Below are 22,677 nucleotides of genomic sequence, written 5' to 3'. Positions count from 1 at the left end.
AATGATTAGTAAACAAAAAAGAACATTGATATTTCAATGTTCTTTTTTATATCTCTACTTATTAATTAGATTGTGCTTCGAAAAGAGCACCTTAATCCCCTTATCCCTGATTCCTCTGCGCTTCTCTAAACTCCTCCTTCACCCTCTCTAACAGCCCTTCTTCCGTAATTAATCGATACGCTGTATTTGCTAATGCTTTTGCGGATGTAATTAATGCTTTATCTCCTAATTCTGAGCGTGCTGCTTCTCTAAATTCATTCGTATGTGCAATTAAGTCATCTGGGCCGATTTTAATGTACGGGTGAATGGTCGGTACGACTTGGCTTACGTTTCCTGCGTCGGTTGAACCAATGCCAAGTCTTTCTTTACGATTTACTTCTTCACCTAGTAATTCTAGTTCTTCCGCTACGATGTCGTTATATGTTTTTGTTACGAGTAATTCATCGATCTCATTTTGGAATTGATGGATTTTTACTTTCGTACCTGTTGCTAGCGCTGCCCCTTGTGCGATGTTTTTCACTTTCTCTGTTACTTCCGCACATCTTTTTCGCGTTGCTGCACGAATGAAGAACCTTGCTGCGGCGTAGTCAGGAATAATGTTAGGTGCTTTTCCTCCTTCTGTAATAACGCCATGAATCTTCACATCTGACGGAAGTTGTTGACGAAGTGCATTAATACTGTTATACAGCTGAATAACCGCATCTAATGCGTTAATCCCTTCTTCAGGTGAAGCTGCAGCATGAGCTGTTTTTCCGTAAAAATGAAAATCAAGTGGATCAACTGCTAGTGAAGGACTCGTTGTTGCTGTTTTTCCGCTCGGATGAATCATAAGCGCCGCATCAATATCTTTAAATAAACCTGCCTTTACATAACTCGATTTTGCGCTACCGTTTGGCCCACCTTCTTCTGCCGGTGTTCCGAAAACGACAACCTCTCCGCCTATTTCTTCAAGCGTTTCTGATAATGCAATTGCTGCTGCAACACTAATTGTGCCGATTAAATTGTGACCACACGCATGGCCAAGTCCTGGTAAAGCATCATACTCAGCTAAAAATGCGATAACTGGTCCTTGTTTCCCTGAACTTTTTCGTGCGATAAAACCTGTTTCATGTCCAGCTATATTGTGCTGCAACTGGAATCCTGCACTACCTAGCAATAAACTTAACGTTCTAGATGCGTAAAATTCTTGGTTACCAATCTCCGGATTCGCATGAATATCATGACTTGTTTCTATGTACTTTTCCTTATTTCTTTCGATACTCTCTTCAATTGTTTTTCTTTGTGACGTTACTCCAGTCGCTCCCATTTGTCTTCCCCCTTTTATTTTCACGTAAAAAAGCCTCTTTCTAAAAGATAGAAAGAGGCTTCTGTATATACAGTCAAAATGAGCTTCTTTCTTATCTTTCAAGTTACCTTGCTGGAATTGGCACAGTATTCATAAAGAATCCGCTGCCGAGGTATCGTAGGGCCAGTCCCTCCACCTCTCGTGATAAGAATTTTCATAAAATTATATTAAATTACATTCATTCTAAGTTCATTTCAAATAAAAGTCAAGGAATTCCTATCCGAATTTACCGAATATCTAAAAATCCTTTTAATACACCAATTGCCTCAGGTGCTTGCAGTCTTGCACATACGTACGGAAATTCTATACTACCTTCAAACATCATTTGAGATGTAAGCGGTGCCCCTGCCCAAAAGATTTCATCATCGATTACGATAAATGGGAAGGCTTTATTTTGCCTTTGTAACTTTACATTTTTCAGTGGAACTGGTCCATCACTATACACTGTTATTTGCGCATTTGTACGCATTAACGCTTGCCATACTCGTTTATCTACTTGTTTTGTACTTGGAAGTGAAATAATGATTTTTCGTTTTGCAGCTAAAATATCTTTTAATAGCCCTTTCGTTTCCTCAAGATTCATTTCCATAAACCAGCGTAATCGTTTCGATATTTTTCGTTCCCACAATTGCCTTGATGTCGTACGATCATACACATCTCCATGACGTTCTATATGAGCTGTTAATTGTGATAACGCTTGTTTTCTTGAAAGATTTTTACGCATATAATGGCAATCCGATAATTGAATGAACTTCCCTCTCGCTCTTGTCACTGCTACATTGACGAGACGATGGTTTTTATGGTCAAAGAATAACACGCCAGGGCGTTCTTGCGGATAACTATCAACCGTATCAAAAATCATCATATCTCTTTCAGAACCTTGAAACTTATGAACTGTCGCTGCTAAAACAGGTATGTGTTGATATTTCGTTCTCTGTAACATTTCTCTAATACACGTTGATAAAAAGCGGGATTGTGCCCTGTAAGGTGTCACAACACCGATCGATTGCACACCATCTAACAGTCCGATTAACATCATTTGCATCGCTACTAAACCAGACATAATATTAAAACGCGATCCTGAAGCAGCATCCTTTAACGAAAAAGCTCCCATTAAGCTCGTATCAAATAAAATACTCGCTTCATTTGCGAACGGTTGTAGTTTCGCAAGTTCTTTACGTTCTGAAACTGACGGATGATCGTATACTCTATTTTTATAAATAAATGAGTTTGTAAACTTAGATATATCCGCATGCATACGTCTTTGTTCCTGCAACATAAACAGGTTCGGATGTGCTTCTGATTTATTAACAGACTCAACAATCCCAGCATGGTAAAACATATCTTCGCCGAGCCATTTGCGAACGAGTTCATGGTTTGCCATCGCAATTGGAGGTAACTGTAAAAAGTCTCCACAAACGACGATACGTTTTCCAAGTGAAGCAGCTAATGCAATTTGCGGAACATATGCCATACTCACTTCATCTACAACAACTAAATCAAATGTACGCTCGTAAATAAGTGAATCAATGGCACATTTCGATAAAGTTGCGCCGATTACTTTCGCATTTTCAATGTATTCTTTTTCTACTTCTTTAATTTTCGCTTTTTGCTTTCGAAGATCACTTTCAATCTCTTGTATACGCTTCTTATCAGCAGATGTTGCTTTATACGATAAAATCTTTTCACGAAGATCTTGTCGTGTCTCTTCTAAATAGAGTCTTTCTTCTCCCCAAGATCCGTTCGTCGTTTCAACTAACTTCGACGCAAGTAGCGTTTCATGATTTCTTATATGTTCATGTTGACTATAACCGTAACGAACAATTTCGCCAGGCGTCCATTTCTTTTTCTTTTCAATTTGCTTCGTTACTTCACTCATTAATACGTCCACTGCTGCGTTACTATGAGCTAACACAAGTACCGATTTTCCTTTTTGATAATGAGCCGAAATAATACGTGATAAATTGTAAGACTTCCCTGTTCCAGGCGGTCCCCACACGTACGTTGTCGGATTGTAAAACGAACGATACGCCAATTCATTTTTCGGATTTTTCATCTTCTCAATATGTTTCGGACTGCTCGTCCCATCAACAAGACGCTTTATACGATTACGTTTTAGCTTATCTTTATGCGCCTCTTTCAATCGCTCTTGCAGTTGCTCTAAAAGCTGCCACGGTTCACTATATAAAACAGCCTCTCTTATTTCGCCTTGTATATAATCATTTAACTTCAGTTCTATTTCTAATCCATGTACAGATAATACTTCTCCTGTCGCTTCCTCACCATCGAACTCAATTCGAATAGGTGAACCTTCAGGTAAGCTTACTTCCGAAATAAGCTGAAATACATATACTGTACTTTCATAATCTGTATATAAAAAACGACCGTTCATGATAGAAATTTTACTACCACCTATCGTTTTCCAATGTTTAATTTCATACGCTAATGCATAATGCCACTCTTTCATCGTTTCCGATAATGAAGGAGTTTGAGTAGGTGTATTCATCGTATAATCTCCTTCCTTCTCCCCAAACATACTTTCTCACTATACCATATAACACGCTAAAATTTGTAAGGTTTTTATCTTGCTTATTTTCTTAATTTTCAATATTATTTTACATATAAAATTTTCAGAAAGAAGGAATCTACATGCCAATTAGAAGAATAGAACACGTTGGACTTATGGTTGCTAAATTAGAAACATCTATAACTTTTTATGAAAAAGTAGTTGGCTTACAGCTTATTAAGCGAATGGGACATCCAAACCCAGACTTAAAACTCGCTTTTTTAGGTGTGGAAGAATCGAAGGAAACGATACTGGAACTCATTGAAGGTTACAACTCCTCTCTTCCGGCAGAAGGAAAAGTACATCACATTTGCTTTAAAGTGGATTCATTAAAAGAAGAAATTGAAAGACTCAAGAAACATGGAGTAACCTTTTTACTAGGAGAAGAAATCGAAACATTACCGGATGGAACACGTTACATATTCTTCGCGGGTCCTGATGGGGAATGGATTGAGTTTTTTGAAACCAAGAGATAAAGTAAACCTTTATGTTGCGGGATAGAAAAGGAGCCGGAATTCCGGCCCTTGTTTTTAACCAGTAACAATGAAACATACCTCCAACCTGAGAATTCACCAAGGTTAAAAACATAATTATTTTGTTAGGAGGAGAGAATGGTAAATACAGTCTTTATTATTGTTTTTTGGATACCTATACTATTTCCAATCCTTTATGTAATCAAGATAAAGGATTGGAATATAAAAACAGCTGCCTTATTTGTTGGAAGAATTCTATTAAGTATTGTCTATTTTATAAATGGAATGGTGTTAGGTAGAACCTTCCCTATGAAACAAAATGGGATTTCTTTATAAAGTCTTTGCAACATGAGAAAACTGATGCGCTTATAGAAGTATTACTTTTTAGTATGATCGTCATTTTTGGCTTACTAACTACATTTAATTATATAAATAAAAAGAAATATGATGTTTCCCTATTTCTTTTCTTGAGGCTTTGTTTTTATTTCAAAAAAGAAATCATAATTTTCTCTAGTTCAGCCTTATTTAACACATCATCAATAATTACAACTTGATAAGAACTGTCCTTTCCTTTTGCAGGAACAATCATTTTCATGCCCTTTATATTACTTCCAGTCATTTTACCAAAGGTGAATTGTGCTCCTTCCAGTTCATAATTTTCTATCTTGTCATTGTCATTAATCCATTGATAAAATGGATCTCTTACTCTTTCTAAAATGGAAGATTGATAAATTGTATAACCAAACTCCCCAGCTCTATATTCTGAGCTCATGATAGGATCCAGCTTTTTTGTTGTAACGACTGGTTCAACTTTTTCCCTCTTCAGTTCATAACCTTTTGCTACATAATTAGGTTTCTTAATTGGAAAATCAAATGGACGAGATGTGAAATGCGAATAAATTTTCCCCCATAATGGTTCAATAGCTTTACTATTCTCCTCTATTTTTTTTTGATCGTCTCGTTCTAAATATTCAGGTTTCCCTACTGACCTTATCTTCTTGTCTATAATATATCCCTCTGTTTGCAATTTGATGAATTTATCAAATTCTTCTTTTGTTAACAGACTCTGTGCCACTTCCATTTCTTCAAGTAAATATTCATATCGCCCTTCTGAAACATGAAATTCTGCAAATGCTTGTTCTTTTGTACCAATCATCTTCTCTACAATTTGCTGAATAGGAACTTCAGTTTGTGCTTTTGCTGTTTTAAAATTATTTTTCACTTCTGTTGTTTCTTTCTGCTGGTTAGTTGGTATATCAGCATGTGCATTTAATAAAGATACAGATGATACAGCAAGAATAGCAACAACTCCAAATGCAGACCAACGATACGAGTTCTTTTTAAATTTTTTAATCATAAGAATTCTCCTTTTTAATGTTCTTTTATTTCTACTTAAGTTCGCTAAGCTTGGTACTTGATAATAACTTGAGTAGTGTTCTAAAAGGGTAATAATAGTATGACCATATGCAAGTTTTTCCTCTGAATCTATATATGTAAGAGCTAATGCATCACACGCCAGTTCCTGATCTTCACGCATGCATGAGTAGGCATACCAAAGAATTGGATTAAACCAATTTAGAATTAGTAACATATGCATAAGCCAATTTACACCAACATCTCTTCGTTTAATATGAGCTAGTTCATGATGAAAGATATATCGTAACTGTTGCTCATCTAATACTTTCATATGTGCACTTGACAATAACAACCTTGGTCTAAGGAATCCGAAAACAGTTGGACTCGCAATTTTCCCAGCTGAGAGAAGTGGGATATCTCGCTTAACGGACATAGATTCCTTACAGCTCTCAAAGATTTCACTAATCTTTTCATCTGTAATAACGGGTTGCTTTTTTATATAGAAAAGTAAACGCTTATTCATAATGATGGTGGCAAAACATAGAATGATAACCCCAGCAAGCCAAATATATAAAACGATTGTATAAAATGAAACCGATTTGTCATTTTGCTTTTCATTATTATGCGTTTGTTTCTTATCTTTTTTAGCTGTTTGTGTAGAACCATATGTATAGGTCTTTGTACCACCTATAGCTGTCGATTCTTGTATACGACGATCTGCGAAGTCTTGGTGAGAAGTAACTGGAATTCCATTACTGTACGAAAGAATAGAATAGATACTGTAGGAACTATCTGGTGACCATGGTAATAAAAGTCTTACAATTAATATTATCCATAATAGATACTGCCATCGTGGGGGTAACTTATCTCTAAGAAAGATTTTGATACATAAGATTAGACCAACTAATATACTTGCCATAATGGAGGTTTCTACCACCCAATCAAAAAAGCCAGGTAGATAGACGTTTACAAACATATCTATCATTATGATTTATCCTTCCTTTGATTTTCCTCATTCTTCTCATCTAAAATACGTTTGAGTTCGTTAATATCCTCTGAGGACAGCTTTTCTTCTTTTAAGAAATTCACAAGTAAAGGTTTAAATGCTGCACCATAGAAACGTTTGAGAAGCGATTTTGTTTCTACATGTAGATAACTATCTTGCGACACTAAAGGATAATAAGCATACATACGCCCTTTATCCTGATGGTAAGAAACAGCTTCTTTTTGGACTAATCGATTAATAAGCGTTCGAATCGTTTTCGGCCTCCAGTCCATCGTTACTTCTAGCGCTTCAATCACTTCATTTGCTGTTTGAGGAGATCTTGACCAAAGAACTTTCATAACTTCTAACTCAGCTTCCGATATTTTAGGTAATTCTTTCATTATTTAAAATCCCACCTTTTATATTACACTTGTAATCTACAACTCAATATTACAAGTGTAATCCTAAAACGTCAACTATTTTTAGAAGAATCAATATAAAGGTAATATTCAGAAATAATACAATAAGCTATTCTTTCTGTAGAATCATAGCAAATATTCCTCTATTCATCCCATATCGATGCGCGAGAAACAACATTAATTATTATTCTCCAAAACAATAACAAAAATGGACTTGTTATCAATTCTTTTTTTTGTTAAACTCCTTTAAAAAATCATAACTCAAACAAAATTCGCTATTCTTAGTTACTAAATATTAGTTATGTTCACAATTTCGCAACATGTATAGACAGGTATATATGTTATAATCAACTTAGCAAATTACAAATAAATTTGCATTTCCTGTGCCCCTTACCTCCCAGTAAGGAGCGTACCCTTTTATAAATATTATTTCAATACAATTTTCCCCACATCATTTTCACAAATGTAAAAATTCTCATATATTAGACTTCATACAACCTTTTCCAATGAACAATATACCGATACACAAATCCCTATTTATATAGGGATTTTTTTGTACGAGTCCCCTCACCATTAATTTAAGAATTAAAAAAGAAGGGGAATATCCCCTCCTTTTACGCTTGCTCCGACTGTCGAAATTATTTAATGTACCCACGATTCAGTTCCGTTAACTTTTCATTGATATTAAAAATTCTTACTCTAATATCTTTAACACCAGCTGCTTCCAGTCTGTTCTTGTGCATTTCAGCGTATTTTTCAGCATCTTGTTTTTCTTCAAATACATAGATGCCTCCAGCTTCTTTTGTTTCTTGATTCTCAGTCCATATTTTCCAATGGAATCCTTCTTCTTCGTTAATACTGTTTGCTAAATCCCAAAATCCTTTTTCCATTTCTTCACCAAAAGGACCTTCAAACGGAAAATCAACTTGTAATAAATATGCCATCTTCACTCACTCCTATTTTTAATATAAAATTCTTGCCATTCTTTTACTAATTATAATTTTTTTGATTCTAATGATGATACTGTTTACATTCGTATTGCTATTATTCCACCACTAATTTAAAAATCCTACTATTTGTAAAATACTCATAAAACGGTAGCAATTTGAACGCAAACAGTTTTAAATTATGTTTAAAAAATGTGATACAAACTTATCCCAAAACTAAGGACAAACAAAACAAGCGCAGGTATTGCTTTCTTAAAGGGATCTCTCGCTAATACAATAAGAGTTAATGCAGCTGCAAGCATCGTACCGCCTAACAACAATCCTGCCAATAAAGCTGCCATTGGAACCCAAATTCCTATTAACATTCCAATTGCTCCTACAATCTCAAAAGCTCCAGTTAAGAAATTAAAAAACGAAGGTAAACCAAATCGCTTAAACTCATCTGCCATTTTCCCAGATATAATTTTCGTTCCTGTCATTAAAAAGAACAGAAACAACACTACTTTTACAATATTGATGAAAATTAAAATAGTCATCACACCTTTCTTATTATTTGATAAAACTCAGTATTGTTCAGGTAATAGTCACTACCTTTACCCTATTTCCTGATATTGCCCTTATGGAAGTTGCTTCACTTTACATTACCCTTTTCCATATGAAAGGGATTAAAATTACATGCCATAGCATATATAATACAAAAAATTTGACTGGTACTAGGCAAAAAAGTGACCTTTAATTAGATATTATACAAAATAAAGCTATCTCCATCATTCCTCGAAATAAAACTATATGCTATAGCATATATAATACATAAAATAAAGTTTGTTCCTTATGAATAGAATCAATAAGGAACAAGTATTAATAGCGTGTATCATACAATTTGTTTAATAATGATTGTAATACTTTAATCTCTTCTTCGCTCAAATTACTCGTAACGAAATGGTGAGCGTCTGTCACTACAGGCAAGATTGTTTTCTTTAATTCGTCACCTTTTTCAGTTAAAAAAAGGTTGTGTGAACGTCTATCTTGGTCATTCAAAGCCTTCTTTACAATCCCTTTTCTCTCCATCGACTGTATCATTCTTACGACAGTAGTTTGATCTTTATCAATAGCTTCTGCTAACTCTTTTTGAGTAGTAGCCCTGTGGCTACAAAGAACACTAATAATCCCCCACTGCTCTGGCGTAACTCCATAAGGCTTTAATTTCTTAGTAAAATAATTAGTCATTTTCACATCAGTACGATGAACAAGATAGCCTATTAAATCATGTAAGTTCATGTATCACCTCTATAAATTAGGATATAAAAGGATATAGCATACCAGTCAATTATTCACAGTGAATATATTTGTTTCACTAATTATATGCTATGACATATATATTAAATTAGGTCATTTTAATTGTCAAATGAATTACCTATTATTTTTCTACAGTATCAGTCCAGCTTATTTAAAAATAAGAAAATCCCGTATTCAATAAAAATACGGGATTTTTATCAATAAGTTTATTTTTTAAATTAACACTTACTCGAAAGCAATTCATTCGTTACATATTACATATCTAATTAAGAAGAATTCATATACCAGCCCAAACATCTTTTCCATATCGCCCTTCATCTTGTACACGATCCAACCAATTCCTTGCTTCTTGTTCACTGACTTCATGAATTTCTTGATATGCTTGACACAGGGTATCTTCTACATCAGGAGCCATTTTACTTCCATCCCCACATATATAAAGGTGAGCTCCATTATCTAATAATGAAATTAAATTGATTCTATCTTGTTTTATTAAATGCTGTACATATGTTTTTGGATATCCTTCTAGGCGAGAAAAAGCTGTGTGTAAAGAGATTAATCCATCTCTTTCATCATTTTCTAGTTCTGTACGATAGAGATAATCCTTTTCAGGATGACGACAACCAAAGTATAGATGTGCTTGTCCTAAGTTAATACCTTTTTGCTTTTGAACACGACGCGCTTGCAAGAATCCACGGAATGGTGCAATTCCAGTACCTGGTCCAACCATGATAATTGGTGTTTCTGGATTTTCAGGTAATTGAAAGTTTGATTGTGGCGTTCGAATGAAACAGATAATCTCATCTTTATTATGACGCTGAGCTAAATAATTAGAAGCGACTCCTTTATATGTCCCTTCTCCACTCCATGCAGGCGCATTAACAACACCAACCGTAATGCTCAGACGATCCTGTGCAACGAGTGGAGAACTTGAAATAGAATAGTAACGCGGTTTGAGCGCAGGAAGAAGTTCTAAAAAACGTTCAAATCGGATTTCACAAGCCTCATACTTTTCAAGAAGATCCAACATTGAAATACGTTTCTTTAATATTTGTTCATGATAAACTCCGTCTTCCAATAATGATTCCAATTCCTTTTTATGAGGAGGGCATGCTGTGAATGTCACCATTTCTCGTATTTGTGCTCGAGTAGCTGCTTCTTGAACTTCGACACTATAACTAAGAAGGTCAAATAAACTAACAGGACTGTCTAAAGGTATGTGATTTACACTGCGCCCACTTGCGCTCAGTATGACTTGATCCTTCCCGTTTAATCCAAAGCGTTTTAAAACTCGGTTGACATTTTTCTGACTATTAATTGGCAGCACCCCAAGGTGGTCTCCTTCTTGATACGTAGCGCCTTCTGGCAAGGATATCTCGATATGTCGAGTGCTTCTATCACTGCTGGATGATTGGAGTTCACGATTTTCTAATACAGACGCATAAACTGCTTCATATGTTCGCGCAAGAGGAGATCCTCCAAGACGACTGACAAATTGTAAACTTAATGTACTGCGTTCTTTCTCCATGTTTTTGTTAAGTTCCAATCCAAATGCCTTCATCGCATCAGACCACATGCTTTGTTTCCATTGCTCGAGTTGTTCCTCGAAATCACCACTTGCATCCGCTTCTCCACGTGTAGAAAATCTTGTTGCTCCTTTTTGCGCCATTTGCTCATCAATGTATCTTGGAATTCGCTGATAAGTACTAGCCCAATTATGATCTCCACAACCAAAAACTGCGTATTGAACACCTTTTAGCTCGTCCGGTTTTAATTCCTCCAACCATTGCACAAACTGTCCTGCATTACTTGGCGGCTTTCCATTATAAGAAGAAGTTACAATAAGAACCGCTCCTTCTTTTGGCAGACTTCCAATTCGATCGTTAAGAGCTGCCACTTCCGTTTGAACACCTTCTAAACTAGCTGTATCTGCTAGTTCTCTTGCAATACCTTCTGCTACCCCTGTATCCGAACCATACAGAACAAGCAGCGAAAGATTATCGGCTCCAATAATAGAAGGAGTCTTCTGAACTTGCTGCTTAATTTCATGGTTTTTCAGTTTCTCCTCTATAGGTGCAAGAACAGTAGTATGGCTAATAGTTTGATTTCGGGGTAGAATCCTAATTTTAAAATCACCAGGCTTTAGCGTTAATGTTTGTTTTACGTTCAGCTGATAGTCTTGATAATCGATGAATTCAAAATGTTGAAGCAGCATTCCCATTACGAGTGTGGCTTCATGAAGTGCAAACTGCATACCGATACATGCTCTCTGACCATTTCCAAATGGCTTATAAGCATGATGTGGGATCTTATCCAGCTCTTCAAATCGTTCAGGTTGGAATTCTTCCACATTGTCTCCCCACACATCTTTATCCCTATGTAGCTGTGGAATAAGAACAGAAATGCGATCTTCTCCTTTCTTAATTGGATATTTCCCACCAATCACTGTATCTTCTTTTGCATAGAGACTGAATGCTGGAGCAGTAGGCCATAGACGTAGCGATTCATTTAAAATCATCCGGATATACTTAAGTTTCATAACTTGCTGGTATGTTGGAGTAGGATCTGTCAATACCCGATCTACTTCTTCATAGGCTTTTTTCAACTTATCCGGATTTTTTAATAAAAAATAGATTGCAAAAGATAACAAGCCACTTGTTGTTTCATGTCCAGCTATTAAAAAGGTAATAATTTGGAAACGAATATTTTCATCATCTAATTTTTCACCAGTTTCCGGATCCTGCACATTTAACATACGGGAAAGTAAATCATTTTCTTCCTGATTTCCATTACTTTTACGTTCAGCAATAATATTATCTACTAAAGAAAACATGGATTGAATATCATGCTGAAATTGACGTTTCGTTCTCCACATGAGTTTGTCTTCTATATCCAATCGCTGTAATTGGTGCATCGCCTCGTCTAGAGCACGGGTCATGCTAGTGATAAAAGGATGAGAGGTCTCACGATAAAAGCTATTAAATCGGTAATTAAAACCACATAGACCAATTGTATCTAATGTAAGGCGAGTCATATCCTCTGGAACATCCACGTTTTCATTTGGATTAAGTCTTGCCCATTTCTGAACGAGTTGTACGGCAATATCGACCATCATGGCATGGTAATCTTTCATTGCCCGTTGGCTGAATGTAGGCATCAAAATATTATGAGCTTTTTTCCAGTTAGGCTCGTGAGTCTCGCTTGTAAATAATCCGTCTCCAGCAAAGGCACGAACCTTTGCTAAAGCACCCTCTATACTTTTATCGAACCGTGTTTCATCACAGACTTCTGCTACCAGTTCATGTCCAGAAACGACAATGATGGTATCACTTAAAGTTTGAATTCGAAAAATGGGACCATACTCTTCCGCTATCTTGATAAAGGATAAGGTCGGTTTATCTTTATCGATTAATGGGAGATTACCCAGCGGTCCATATGTTTTCGGTTGAGGAATGGCAGATACTTTTTTATCCATTAAAAACACCCTTTCAAAAAAGCATGAAATAAAATATCCCATTCAATAAAAAGAAGATAGCAATGAATCGCCTGGGATAAAGATATGTAATTGATTACCTTATTTTATCTTTTCCCTAACTATTCATGATTATGATATTGCTTATAAGGTTGGTAATTAGATTTATAACTTGTAGAAAAAATACTAAATTAAAATGAAGCGTATTATTATAATGTCTATCAAAAATTGAAAGCTAAAGATTGTAGTATTGGGAAATCCAGTAGTTTCTAATGTCTATGCCAACAAATACGGTAAGCAAGTATACTGTGTTACGAATGAAAAAGGATCTGATATGAATATCAGATCCTTTTTACTATATATAATTATTTCACTGTTTCTTTCAGTTCTTTTGCCGTTTTAAATACCAGCTTCTTAGCAATAGAAATTTGCATTTCTTCACAGTCTAACTAATCAGCAAAAAACTTGTAGGAATCATCATCTAGAGTTTTATTTTGCTCTACCGATTTAACCTCTCGACTGCTTCCGGGCTTGTATCTACACGTTTAACGAAAAAAACTAATAGTAGTGCAACAACATTCATCCCAAGCGCTACATAGAATGAATATTGGATTCCGGATAATAAAGCCTTCTGAGTTACTATTGTCTTCGTAGCTTCTGTGAAGGTTGTTGGATCTAATTCAGACATTAGACTTTCAGCTTTTGTTTTTGTTACAGTATTCATAATCGTAACAAGAATAGCAGTACCAATTGAACCGGATACTTGTTGAGCTGTATTATTAACAGCTGTACCGTGTGGATTTAAACGAGTTGGCAATTGATTAAGGCCATTTGTCATAAGTGGCATCATCACCATCGCCATCCCAAACATCCGCAGTGTGTAAATAAGAATAATATGTGTGTGACTAGAGTCAAGTTGCAGGTTTGCTAGCATATAAGTTGAAACAGCTGTAATGGAAAGTCCTACTATGCCAAGAATTCTAGGGCCATATTTATCAAATAATTTACCTGTAATTGGTGACATAACCCCCATTATTACCGCGCCTGGAAGCATCATCAGCCCAGAGCTCAGCGGCGAAATACCGCGGACATTTTGTACATAAGCTGGTGTTAAAATCATCCCCGAAAACATAGCCACCGCATTGACAATTGCAATTACAGACGCAAGTGCAAACATTGGGTACTTGTAAACACGTAAATCCAATAAAGGCTCATTCATTTTTAATTGACGGATAATGAAAGCAATTAGGGAAATAGCGCCTATGATTAAGGTTGTTAAGACAACTTTATTCGTCCAACCATCGGAGCTTGCAGAACTGAATCCATATAACAAACCGCCAAAACCGACAGAAGATAATAGTAATGAGAGATAATCAAGCTTTGCATTTTTGTTTTGTCTCATGACATTCTCCGATTTCCAAATCCCTAACAGTAAGCTAATGATTGCTAGCGGTAAAATCATTTCAAAAAGCAAACGCCAGTCATAGTACTCTACAATATAACCTGATAGTGTCGGTCCAATTGCTGGAGCTGTAATCATAACTAAACCAAAAATCCCCATTGCTGTTCCCCTTTTTTCTCTTGGAAAGCTTACTAGCATAATATTCATTAACAAAGGTCCCATGACTGAAGAACCTGCTGCTTGAACCATCCGACCAGTAAGTAATAAACCAAAATTCGGTGCTACAGCCGCTAAGGCCGTACCAAGAATAAAAATCAACATAGATATAATAAATAAGCTCCTATTGGAGAAACGGGTTATTAAAAATGCTGATGCCGGAATTAATATACCACTTACAAGCATATACCCTGTAGAAAGCCACTGGATCGTTGAATAATCTTTAATGTCTAAATCCTTCATTATTGATGGCAAGGCTACATTTAAAAGGGAGTTATTTAGAAATGAAACAAATGCCCCAATAAAAAGGATTACAAGCATTAAATATGGTGGTTTTCTTTTATGTAATGTTTCATTCATATATTTATTTGCCCCTTCATTATAAATTCCATTGATTCGTTTAAATCGTTTGCATATTTGCACAAAAATACATTATCCTTGCAGTATTTTGCCAAACTCTTCGAATGGATATTCTCTTTTTAGCAATTCTACTTGCTCAACATAACACTTTAAAATCTTTTTATTGATTAAACCTTTATAAACACGTTTGTTAATCGACATTAAATTAGGCTGAAATAAATAAAAGGAGCAACTGAACATACCCTTCTAAAATAAAGTGAAATTTTAATCTGTGGAGCTTTTACAGGTAGCCCACAAAAAATAGCGGGATAAATCAACAAGACCACACACCCATTCCTTTAAATACAGGCTTGTAAATCTAGTTATGTAACCATCCATAACAAGGAATATTACATAGGCTAAGTCTAACATTACATTTTTAAAGTGAGGGGAATAAGCTTATGTACCAATATTGGCATTTGAATTCAAAGGGAAACGGGGAACAATATAATAACCAAATTTCAATGTCATCATTATATGTACAGCCCCAAATAACTAAAGCTGAGGGAATGAATGGTTTGAATATTTCTGAGAATTGGAGTTGGCGCTTCTATCCAGTTGGTTGGGATTCACGGGCCAATTATACGGGTTTCAATCCCCAAACTCTCCCTTTCTCTTCAGGTCATCCAATCCATTATGCAGGGATGATACCACAAGGACAGCCTGCTAATTGGACTCCATTCCCAGGCCATGCAGGTTTTCATTTTCAAAAACCTCCCTTCCCCTGGGCCCAACCATTCAATCATGCAGGGATGTTCGCACAAGGTCATCTTGCCGCTTTACTATCGCCGCCAGCTAAAGCTTTTAAATTTAGTACCAATAACTGGGGTGCTTTCGGAAACTCTCAAGGATGGGGAGGACAGGTAAATCCCATGGGATGGGGGAATAACGGAGGGATCGGTCAGCCAGGAATGCTTGGAAACTTACTTGCAGTAGGAAAAAGCAGCATGAATGGAATAGGAATGATTAGTAGTCTAATCGGTATGGGGAAGTTCTTCTTTTAGTTAATTAGAACGGGAGGATAGATCCGTAGCCCAAACTTAAAAACAATTTCCTTTTTCATTGATTTACTCTTCTCAAACACGGCCCCAATACTCCCTCCAAGTTCGTTTCCTCGTCTTTCAAATTATAAAAACATCAAGAAAAGACATTCCAAATATGGAACGTCTTCTTTCACTTTATAAAACCATTCAACAATCTAAAATATTCTAACCGACATACTCACTCATTTAACTAAAAAATCGGTTAATTACATAATGCACTTCTAACTTTCCTTGCGAAATTTAGTGGATCATCAACGTCTTCAATATTAACGTAAATCAAATTTGGTTCATCACATAACCACTCATTGTGTATAGACGAAACGATTATTCCTTGTTTAATAATCGTAGCAACAAATCCATTGACTTCTTTTTGCAATAGCGCTACCCGGCCTAGACATAATGCTCGTCCAGTTTTATTATCTCGTGATTCGAATGAGAAGGAAGTTGTTACTCTGAAACGTTTTCCTAAGATTGTCGCTTGTATTTCATCTCGATTTATTGTTGCCACGCATTTCCCACCGGCGAATCCTTCTTGGCCACCGATAATTCTTGCAAACTGTTGACAAATTAATTCATCATTAAACGCCATACCTTGAATCATCCCCCTTTTACTGTTAGGTTATGAATGAATACTTAGGTCTGAAACGGTAATGAATCTATTCTATTTATAATAACTTAAGAGTTGTGGAAGAAATTCTTCTTTAACTAACGAGTTAATAGAAGTATGGATATTTGCGACTATTGAGGACTCATCCAATCGTTATCAAGCTAAGAAAGGCACCTACCCCCAAAAACGAAAATTATATGCATCATTGACTACTGTTAATAGGACGTTATGTCATACAATGGAGTTAATATTAGAAAACTGTGAGGATGATTACGTTGATAAAATTTGCAATTAGTTATGCTGCAAGTCTGTTTGCTTTTATTTTTGGATGGTTCTTGATTTCATATATTTCTCATCCTAGCTTTATTCACCCGAACGTTGTATTAGGATTCATTAAAACGATCATCACTTATGGTAGTATACCAGCTCTTGTAGCTTGTCTAATTGGGGAAGTGTTATACAGGAAAATCAAACGATGTAGAGAATTTCAATTCGGAATTCCTGTATTTATAGGACAAGCAGTTATCTATACACTTATACCATTTCTTTTTCTTTTTCCTTTTAATTTTTCCCATTTCTTTGATTTCGTTGTACCTGTTATTATGGGGGCCTTATCTTTTTATTTAGTACGTAGAAAAATATAATTAACTTCAAGAGTGTGACAGAAAGAAGCCGGAGTGAGTAAAACCACACTGTATAACCATACAGAGCTCAAAGAACGCATCAATTCTTGCGAAACCAACATCTCTAGCAAGATTCCGTAAGGTATTTGGAGATAAAAAACTTTGAATCTCTTGAGCAAATAGTTGTAATTCATCAGATACAGAAATAGGCATACAAAAACGCTATCCTTTCCTATGATTCTACAAAAAGAATAGCGTATTTTTTTCAATTTAGGGGGGTTTTGTTGAATTAGCTTGATAGCGATTGGTGGTATCCCTTATAGGATAATAGAAGTTTGCATTTTTAATTTTTTCACACTCTATTAACAAGGCAGTTATAGCATCCTGGTTTAGCGTTAAGAATGTGAATATATTCTACTTCTTTATTATCAAAAATTTCATCTATATTTTCTCTTAAATTTACACCTTCTGTAACCCTTGCTTCTACAATCATTGAGTCAGTATTGTAGCCGCGTACAGATAGATACCTATGATGTAACATATGCGGAATTTCATTTACATCTAGCTTAGCAGTAGTTGCTCCCTTTCGTATAAATATAGGACCACTTGCTTTATAAGGCGAATTAACACTATGATATTGGTAATTCAGTAAAATTACCTCTTCTCCTACCTCTGCATCCTTCAAACTTATCCTGCAAGGATATCCAGGATTTTTATTTGCTATTATTTTGGCTGCCCCGATACTTTTTAATACTTCTTCATTCATTAGAAATAGGTTATTAAACTCCTTCTCTTGCAACGCAACGATTTGAAAGTTATTTCTCATATTCTATCCCTCCTTAATTAGTTGTTATAAAGCATTTCACTAATAATGCTACCACTAAAGTTCATAAAACTTGTTCAATAATCTTGCCCGTTTGTTGAGGATTGAATTAAAAAGCTTACAATTCTATAACAGAGAAAAAATGGCTTATTATTGTTCAATACAAAGTTGTTTACTTTTAATCAATCAGTAATGATTTATCGAAAAATACGATGAGTACAAACCACTCTTGTTAATTCATGCTATCTTTTGTTAAAGAACGTGAACTCAGTCAAGTTCTTGGTTTACGGTATTTCCACTATGGAAAGCACGGAATTGACTCGGTGAAAATCCTGTATTTCTTTTAAATGCATTATAAAAGCTAGATACACTTTGATAGCCTGTTTGATAACCAATCTCTGTACTATTAAAGACCGTTGTTAAGAGAAGTTCCTTTGCTTTCTTAACTCTGATTCTTTCTAAATATATTCGAGGAGTATACCCTGTTCTTTCTTTGAAAATCCGATTTAAATGAAAACGACTAACTCCTACCCTTGATGCAATTTCATTTAATGGCATGTTTTGAACATAATTATTTTTTATCAATCGCATAGTATCTTCCAAAACGCATTCGAACGGATCGTATATTTTTATATTTAGATCTGATCGGCATCTTTTGCATGGGCGATAGCCTGCCCTTTGAGCTTCTTGCGCATTTGAAAAAAAGGATACATTTTCATAATTAGGATCCTTAGACTTGCAAGAAGGACGACAGAAAATTCCAGTTGTCTTGACTGCGTAAAAGAATATCCCGTCATACGCTGAATCACATGATACTGTTGCTTTCCACATGGTATCTCTGGAAAGGTTATTTTGATCCTTCATTAGATTTTAATCCTCCCTTGTAGGCGAAAATCTTATCACTCAAAATCATATAAATCGCATATATAGCCACGACAATTAACGGAACAAATATATACAATTGAAAAAATGGAATCACCAGCAAACATAAAATGAAAGAGATTAACGATGCCCACCATGCCGGTGTGTTCTTCCTAAATAATTTAACGCCTGCTGCCATTGAAAGAACATAAACTAGAATCCCAAGAGAAGTCGGTATAAACAAAATATCATCAAACGTTAGTGACAAAGCTTTTGTCACTAACACACCTGCTACCGAAAAACAGATAACAAACAATACCATCTGTCTTGGAATTTGAGTAGTTGCATGCAGCTTTGAGAAAAATTTTGGGAAAGCACCATCTCTGCTTAATGAATATCCTAATTGCGTTAGGCTGGCTACAAAAGCATTCGCTGTCCCTGTACAAATAATTAAAGCTAAAACAGCTGTAACGACTTTGGCACCTCCGCCTACTGTATCTCCCATTATAACACCAATAGGAGACAGGTTGCTTTCTTGACTGCCATACGTGGCCGTTCCAATAGTGACAAGGCTTAGCGCTAAAAATAATAGTCCAATGACAACTGCACTAATAACTGCTCCTTTGACAATATCTTTTTCTGGCCTTTTAAAGTGCTCAGCCAGATTGCAAATCGCCTCCCAACCGAAAAATGCCCAAAAGATAACCGTTATAGCGTTCCCGACAGAAAACCATCCATTTGGAACAAAGGGATTAAAATTTCCCCATTGTATTCTTGGAAACGCCACAAATACAGCTGACGCTAAAAGAATCAGTAATAAAGAACTTAAAATCAATGCAACTTTACCACTAACATTTACGCCGTAATAATTGGAAACACCTGCAATTACCAAAATAAAGACGGCAATTAAAATTGTTTCAAAATGCGAAAATCCAAATGCCTGACTGACATAAAAAGCACCAGTTAAAGATACAATCGTTTGACCAACTGCTGCTGTTACAAAATAAAACCACCCAACGATATTGCCAAGATGATATCCAAAAGAATTTCTAACAAAGGTTGCTGCTCCACCGGAATCAGGATATATCCGTGCCAAACTAGCAAAGGAATAAGCAAGCGGAAAACTAATTATAATAACGATAAACCAGGATACAATAGATGCAGGGCCCGCTATTGAGGCCGTTACCCCCGATAAAAAAAGGACACCTGATCCTAGAATAGCTGAAATGTATAACGCAATTCCTTGAAATAATCCAATGGCTTTATTGTTCATGATCTCCCCCCTTTTATAGGATTTAGTGTACTAGTAAAAAGGGGAGAATTCTTCTTGTTTTTTGCGGTTTAATTCGTTTAATAAAACAATCAAAAGCATTTTTATTATATTTCTTCTTCAACAATCTGGCCCGATTGTTGAAGAAAGTAGCCTGTTCCAATAAAGAACTTTAATGTTCAGTAAACAACTTGTCATGAAACCATAAAACGAACCGAAATTTTTCTTAAGAGTAGAAAATCCGGCTCGCTTTATGTTGGGATCTGCTTAGCATATATTTTCGTTAAAACGTGGGCGGGATCCCATTGCTATTAAGCTAAGAATTTAAGTGTAATATCATTTAAGGGAATACTTAAGATACAAATAAAATAGCTTTTCCATGTCGTACTGTTTTATTAAAGTCTACCCCGAGTTGTAGCTAGTTCAATGCGACTGTAAATTCTGAGTTCGGTGCGCCAGCAAATACAACCGTTCCGTTCTCTGGTAGTTTCACTTTGTGATTGTCACTAACAACGGTAAAATTGACGCATACTCCATTCTCATCATACACCGCGAATGAACTTCCTGATGTCAACTCCACATTCATCGTTTTCCCTGCTGCCTCTTGCGGGATCGTAAACCATTTCGCATGCCCATTTTTTTGCAATGTAACTTTCGATAATTGACCTGTATCAAGGGGTTTTACGTTAGATTCACTGACGTATAAAAAGCTGGCCATCTCCATATATTCAGTACCATTCTCTGTATAGAAATGGGCTTCCTTTGTATCCCGCCCATTCATCACAGGAATCTGAATTTGATGCATCGCCGTATTCGGACCTGTAATTTTTTTGCCGTCCCAATACCCATCCTTGATCGTAATTTTTGTGTTAAGAGGCATTAGTTGTCCTAGATAGTTCATAGAATTAAATTTTTCGTTAACGAGGTAGAACTTTCCACCCTCGCGCTTCGCCCATGCAGCAGCTGTTTTCTTCGGTAACACATTGTTTTCTAATTTCTGGGCTAAATAGTGAGTCAGCACATTTTGCCCTAATCCCGGTGATAATTCATATGTGCTCTCTCTCAAATAAACTTTTCCATTCTTCTCAGTGACAAAGTTAAGCTTGGAAGTACCCTTCTCATTTATAAAGCTTCCATCCGCCGTATATACATATTTTTCTTCCGGTTTAGTTGGTAAAAACAGTTCTCCCTTCTTCGTAATTTCTATTTTGAAATGGCTGTAGCTATTTCCATAAAATCCTGCTTTTTTTACCACGTCTTGGGGCACTTTAGCCTTGACTGGCTTGCCGAAGGATTTATCTGGTTTTATATCCTTAATTGTCTCTTTCTCTTTAAGCCTGGCTAGCAGTAATTTGTTTGCCAACAGTTGATTTGTCATGCTGGAGCCGCCGGAGGACAATACAGCTGCTGCCATCTTCTGTTCTGGAAGCACGACCAATGTAGCATGTTGCAGTATCGTATCCCCACCCTTAGTCAACGCTTTTATCCCATATTCACTGAATGGGTATAGTTTCACACTATCCCAGCCAAGACCATAGTTGAACATATTTCCGCTATCTCCCGGCCACATTCCTTTTTTATATTCTTCTTGTTCCATCGCCTTGACTGCTTTATTAGAGAGAATTTCTTTTCCCTGTCCCATAAATATTTGTGAGAATCGCACCACATCTTCTGCAGTAGAAGAGATTCCTCCCGTACCAATCAGATTCACCATTTCACTTGGTAGCTGTCCCTGGTATGTCGGAGAATACAGTCCAGCCCGCTTTTCGTCTTCCCATTTATCTTGCGATGTTATCGTATGATTCAGTTTTAATGGCTCTGTAAATTTTTGATGTAGAAATTCAGTAAAACTCATACCGCTGACTCTTTCTACCAAGATCTCAGCCAGTGTAAAACCGTCATTACAGTATACTGAGAACGCACCAGGGTCTGCCTTCAAGTTTTGGTTGGACAATTGTTGCAACAATATATCATGGGCATAAGCATCATTATCTTTAAATAAAAATGCATTATTGAACGTCGAACCTTGCAAACCCGAGGAGTGATTCAACAGCATACGCGGTGTAATACGCTTATATCGTTTATCTTTCATTTTGAAATCAGGAATATAGCGGGCAACAGGAGCATCCAAATCAACTTTTCCTTCGTCTACCAGTTTCATAACAGCCGCAGCTGTATATACTTTACTGGTTGAACCAATTCCGTATAGAGTATCTTTGGTTAGTGGCTCTTTCCCTTCTATGTCGTTCTTACCTGTCTGCCCTGACAAAATAAGTTTACCATTATCAATCAGTGCATACTGTACACTAGTCGTCTCATAGGACTTCGTGAGCAGCGTGGCGTTCTCTGCAGCAATCTTCTCCAAATCTTTGCTAGCAACTTCTTGGCTAGATACAACCGGAGCCTTACTGCTAGAAGACGCTATCGCTCCTGTTGGTAGACTCATCGTTAGAGCTAAGGTAGCGGCTAACACTCCAGATAATTTATTTTCCATAAGAAAAATTCCTCCTTAGACAAATGATCGATTTCATCTTTTATTTGTTCAATTACAAACATCACACAAACTACTATTCT

Annotated in this window: 18 protein-coding genes and 1 riboswitch; of the genes, 4 read left to right on the top strand and 14 right to left on the bottom strand. The window is 36.2% G+C overall.

Annotated elements, in window-relative coordinates:
* Window positions 1-100: 100 nt before the first annotated feature.
* Window positions 101-1,306, bottom strand: a complete 1,206-nt coding sequence (locus ACQVV1_RS09240) for a M20 family metallopeptidase (RefSeq protein ID WP_242254325.1) — start codon at window positions 1,304-1,306, stop codon at window positions 101-103.
* Window positions 1,307-1,394: 88 nt separating this feature from the next.
* Window positions 1,395-1,496: riboswitch (SAM riboswitch) on the bottom strand.
* Between the two features lie 75 nt (window positions 1,497-1,571).
* Complete coding sequence (locus ACQVV1_RS09235) at window positions 1,572-3,881, bottom strand: AAA domain-containing protein (protein WP_242254326.1); 2,310 nt, start codon at window positions 3,879-3,881, stop codon at window positions 1,572-1,574.
* Between the two features lie 113 nt (window positions 3,882-3,994).
* Here ACQVV1_RS09235 and ACQVV1_RS09230 point away from each other — a divergent pair, with 113 nt between their 5' ends.
* Window positions 3,995-4,387 (top strand): VOC family protein, encoded by a 393-nt coding sequence (locus ACQVV1_RS09230; RefSeq protein WP_242254334.1) that lies wholly within the window; start codon window positions 3,995-3,997, stop codon window positions 4,385-4,387.
* A 135-nt stretch (window positions 4,388-4,522) separates the two neighbouring features.
* A complete protein-coding gene (locus ACQVV1_RS09225) occupies window positions 4,523-4,720 on the top strand; it encodes a hypothetical protein (protein WP_063222273.1) in 198 nt (65 codons plus the stop codon).
* Between the two features lie 145 nt (window positions 4,721-4,865).
* Here ACQVV1_RS09225 and ACQVV1_RS09220 read toward each other — a convergent pair whose 3' ends face one another.
* The 7 genes from ACQVV1_RS09220 to ACQVV1_RS09190 all read right to left on the bottom strand — a co-directional run bounded on the left by ACQVV1_RS09220 (window position 4,866) and on the right by ACQVV1_RS09190 (window position 14,837).
* Window positions 4,866-6,725 (bottom strand): M56 family metallopeptidase, encoded by a 1,860-nt coding sequence (locus ACQVV1_RS09220; RefSeq protein WP_242254338.1) that lies wholly within the window; start codon window positions 6,723-6,725, stop codon window positions 4,866-4,868.
* Complete coding sequence (locus tag ACQVV1_RS09215) at window positions 6,725-7,129, bottom strand: BlaI/MecI/CopY family transcriptional regulator (RefSeq protein ID WP_375296232.1); 405 nt, start codon at window positions 7,127-7,129, stop codon at window positions 6,725-6,727. Before ACQVV1_RS09215 ends, ACQVV1_RS09220 begins: the two co-directional genes overlap by 1 nt.
* A gap of 653 nt (window positions 7,130-7,782) precedes the next feature.
* Window positions 7,783-8,088 carry a monooxygenase gene (locus ACQVV1_RS09210; protein ID WP_000323771.1) on the bottom strand — a complete coding sequence of 102 codons (306 nt, stop codon included), beginning with the start codon at window positions 8,086-8,088 and terminating at the stop codon, window positions 7,783-7,785.
* Window positions 8,089-8,276: 188 nt separating this feature from the next.
* A complete protein-coding gene (locus ACQVV1_RS09205) occupies window positions 8,277-8,627 on the bottom strand; it encodes a DoxX family protein (RefSeq protein WP_071757969.1) in 351 nt (116 codons plus the stop codon).
* Between the two features lie 322 nt (window positions 8,628-8,949).
* Entirely contained in the window at window positions 8,950-9,369 is a 420-nt protein-coding gene (locus ACQVV1_RS09200) for a MarR family winged helix-turn-helix transcriptional regulator (RefSeq protein WP_242254342.1), read from the bottom strand.
* Between the two features lie 295 nt (window positions 9,370-9,664).
* On the bottom strand, window positions 9,665-12,862 hold the full coding sequence (cypD, locus tag ACQVV1_RS09195) for a bifunctional P-450/NADPH--P450 reductase (protein WP_309259072.1): 3,198 nt from the start codon (window positions 12,860-12,862) through the stop codon (window positions 9,665-9,667).
* A gap of 496 nt (window positions 12,863-13,358) precedes the next feature.
* Window positions 13,359-14,837: a DHA2 family efflux MFS transporter permease subunit gene (locus ACQVV1_RS09190; RefSeq protein ID WP_242254347.1), complete on the bottom strand. Its 1,479-nt coding sequence runs from the start codon at window positions 14,835-14,837 to the stop codon at window positions 13,359-13,361.
* A gap of 440 nt (window positions 14,838-15,277) precedes the next feature.
* On the opposite strand from ACQVV1_RS09190, the gene ACQVV1_RS09185 reads away from it, so the two are divergent.
* On the top strand, window positions 15,278-15,880 hold the full coding sequence (locus ACQVV1_RS09185) for a hypothetical protein (RefSeq protein WP_242254349.1): 603 nt from the start codon (window positions 15,278-15,280) through the stop codon (window positions 15,878-15,880).
* A 241-nt stretch (window positions 15,881-16,121) separates the two neighbouring features.
* On the opposite strand, the gene ACQVV1_RS09180 is transcribed toward ACQVV1_RS09185, so the two are convergent.
* Complete coding sequence (locus ACQVV1_RS09180; protein ID WP_309260276.1) at window positions 16,122-16,508, bottom strand: DUF1259 domain-containing protein; 387 nt, start codon at window positions 16,506-16,508, stop codon at window positions 16,122-16,124.
* Window positions 16,509-16,792: 284 nt separating this feature from the next.
* On the opposite strand from ACQVV1_RS09180, the gene ACQVV1_RS09175 reads away from it, so the two are divergent.
* Window positions 16,793-17,170, top strand: coding sequence for a hypothetical protein (locus ACQVV1_RS09175; RefSeq protein ID WP_063222280.1), 378 nt, complete (start codon window positions 16,793-16,795; stop codon window positions 17,168-17,170).
* Window positions 17,171-17,501: 331 nt separating this feature from the next.
* Here ACQVV1_RS09175 and ACQVV1_RS09170 read toward each other — a convergent pair whose 3' ends face one another.
* From ACQVV1_RS09170 to ACQVV1_RS09155, 4 genes are all read right to left on the bottom strand, one after another.
* Complete coding sequence (locus ACQVV1_RS09170) at window positions 17,502-17,975, bottom strand: DUF1203 domain-containing protein (RefSeq protein WP_309259074.1); 474 nt, start codon at window positions 17,973-17,975, stop codon at window positions 17,502-17,504.
* 264 nt (window positions 17,976-18,239) lie between these two features.
* On the bottom strand, window positions 18,240-18,836 hold the full coding sequence (locus tag ACQVV1_RS09165) for a bifunctional transcriptional activator/DNA repair enzyme AdaA (protein ID WP_309259075.1): 597 nt from the start codon (window positions 18,834-18,836) through the stop codon (window positions 18,240-18,242).
* Window positions 18,820-20,106, bottom strand: a complete 1,287-nt coding sequence (locus tag ACQVV1_RS09160) for an APC family permease (RefSeq protein ID WP_309259076.1) — start codon at window positions 20,104-20,106, stop codon at window positions 18,820-18,822. The genes ACQVV1_RS09165 and ACQVV1_RS09160 overlap by 17 nt, the downstream gene beginning before the upstream one ends.
* A 415-nt stretch (window positions 20,107-20,521) precedes the next feature.
* Window positions 20,522-22,597 (bottom strand): serine hydrolase domain-containing protein, encoded by a 2,076-nt coding sequence (locus tag ACQVV1_RS09155; RefSeq protein WP_431168784.1) that lies wholly within the window; start codon window positions 22,595-22,597, stop codon window positions 20,522-20,524.
* Between the last annotated feature and the right edge of the window lie 80 nt (window positions 22,598-22,677).

It is taken from the genome of Bacillus basilensis, from assembly GCF_050630465.1.
GTDB lineage: Bacteria > Bacillota > Bacilli > Bacillales > Bacillaceae_G > Bacillus_A > Bacillus_A basilensis.
This window is presented reverse-complemented; position numbering and strand designations above follow the sequence as displayed.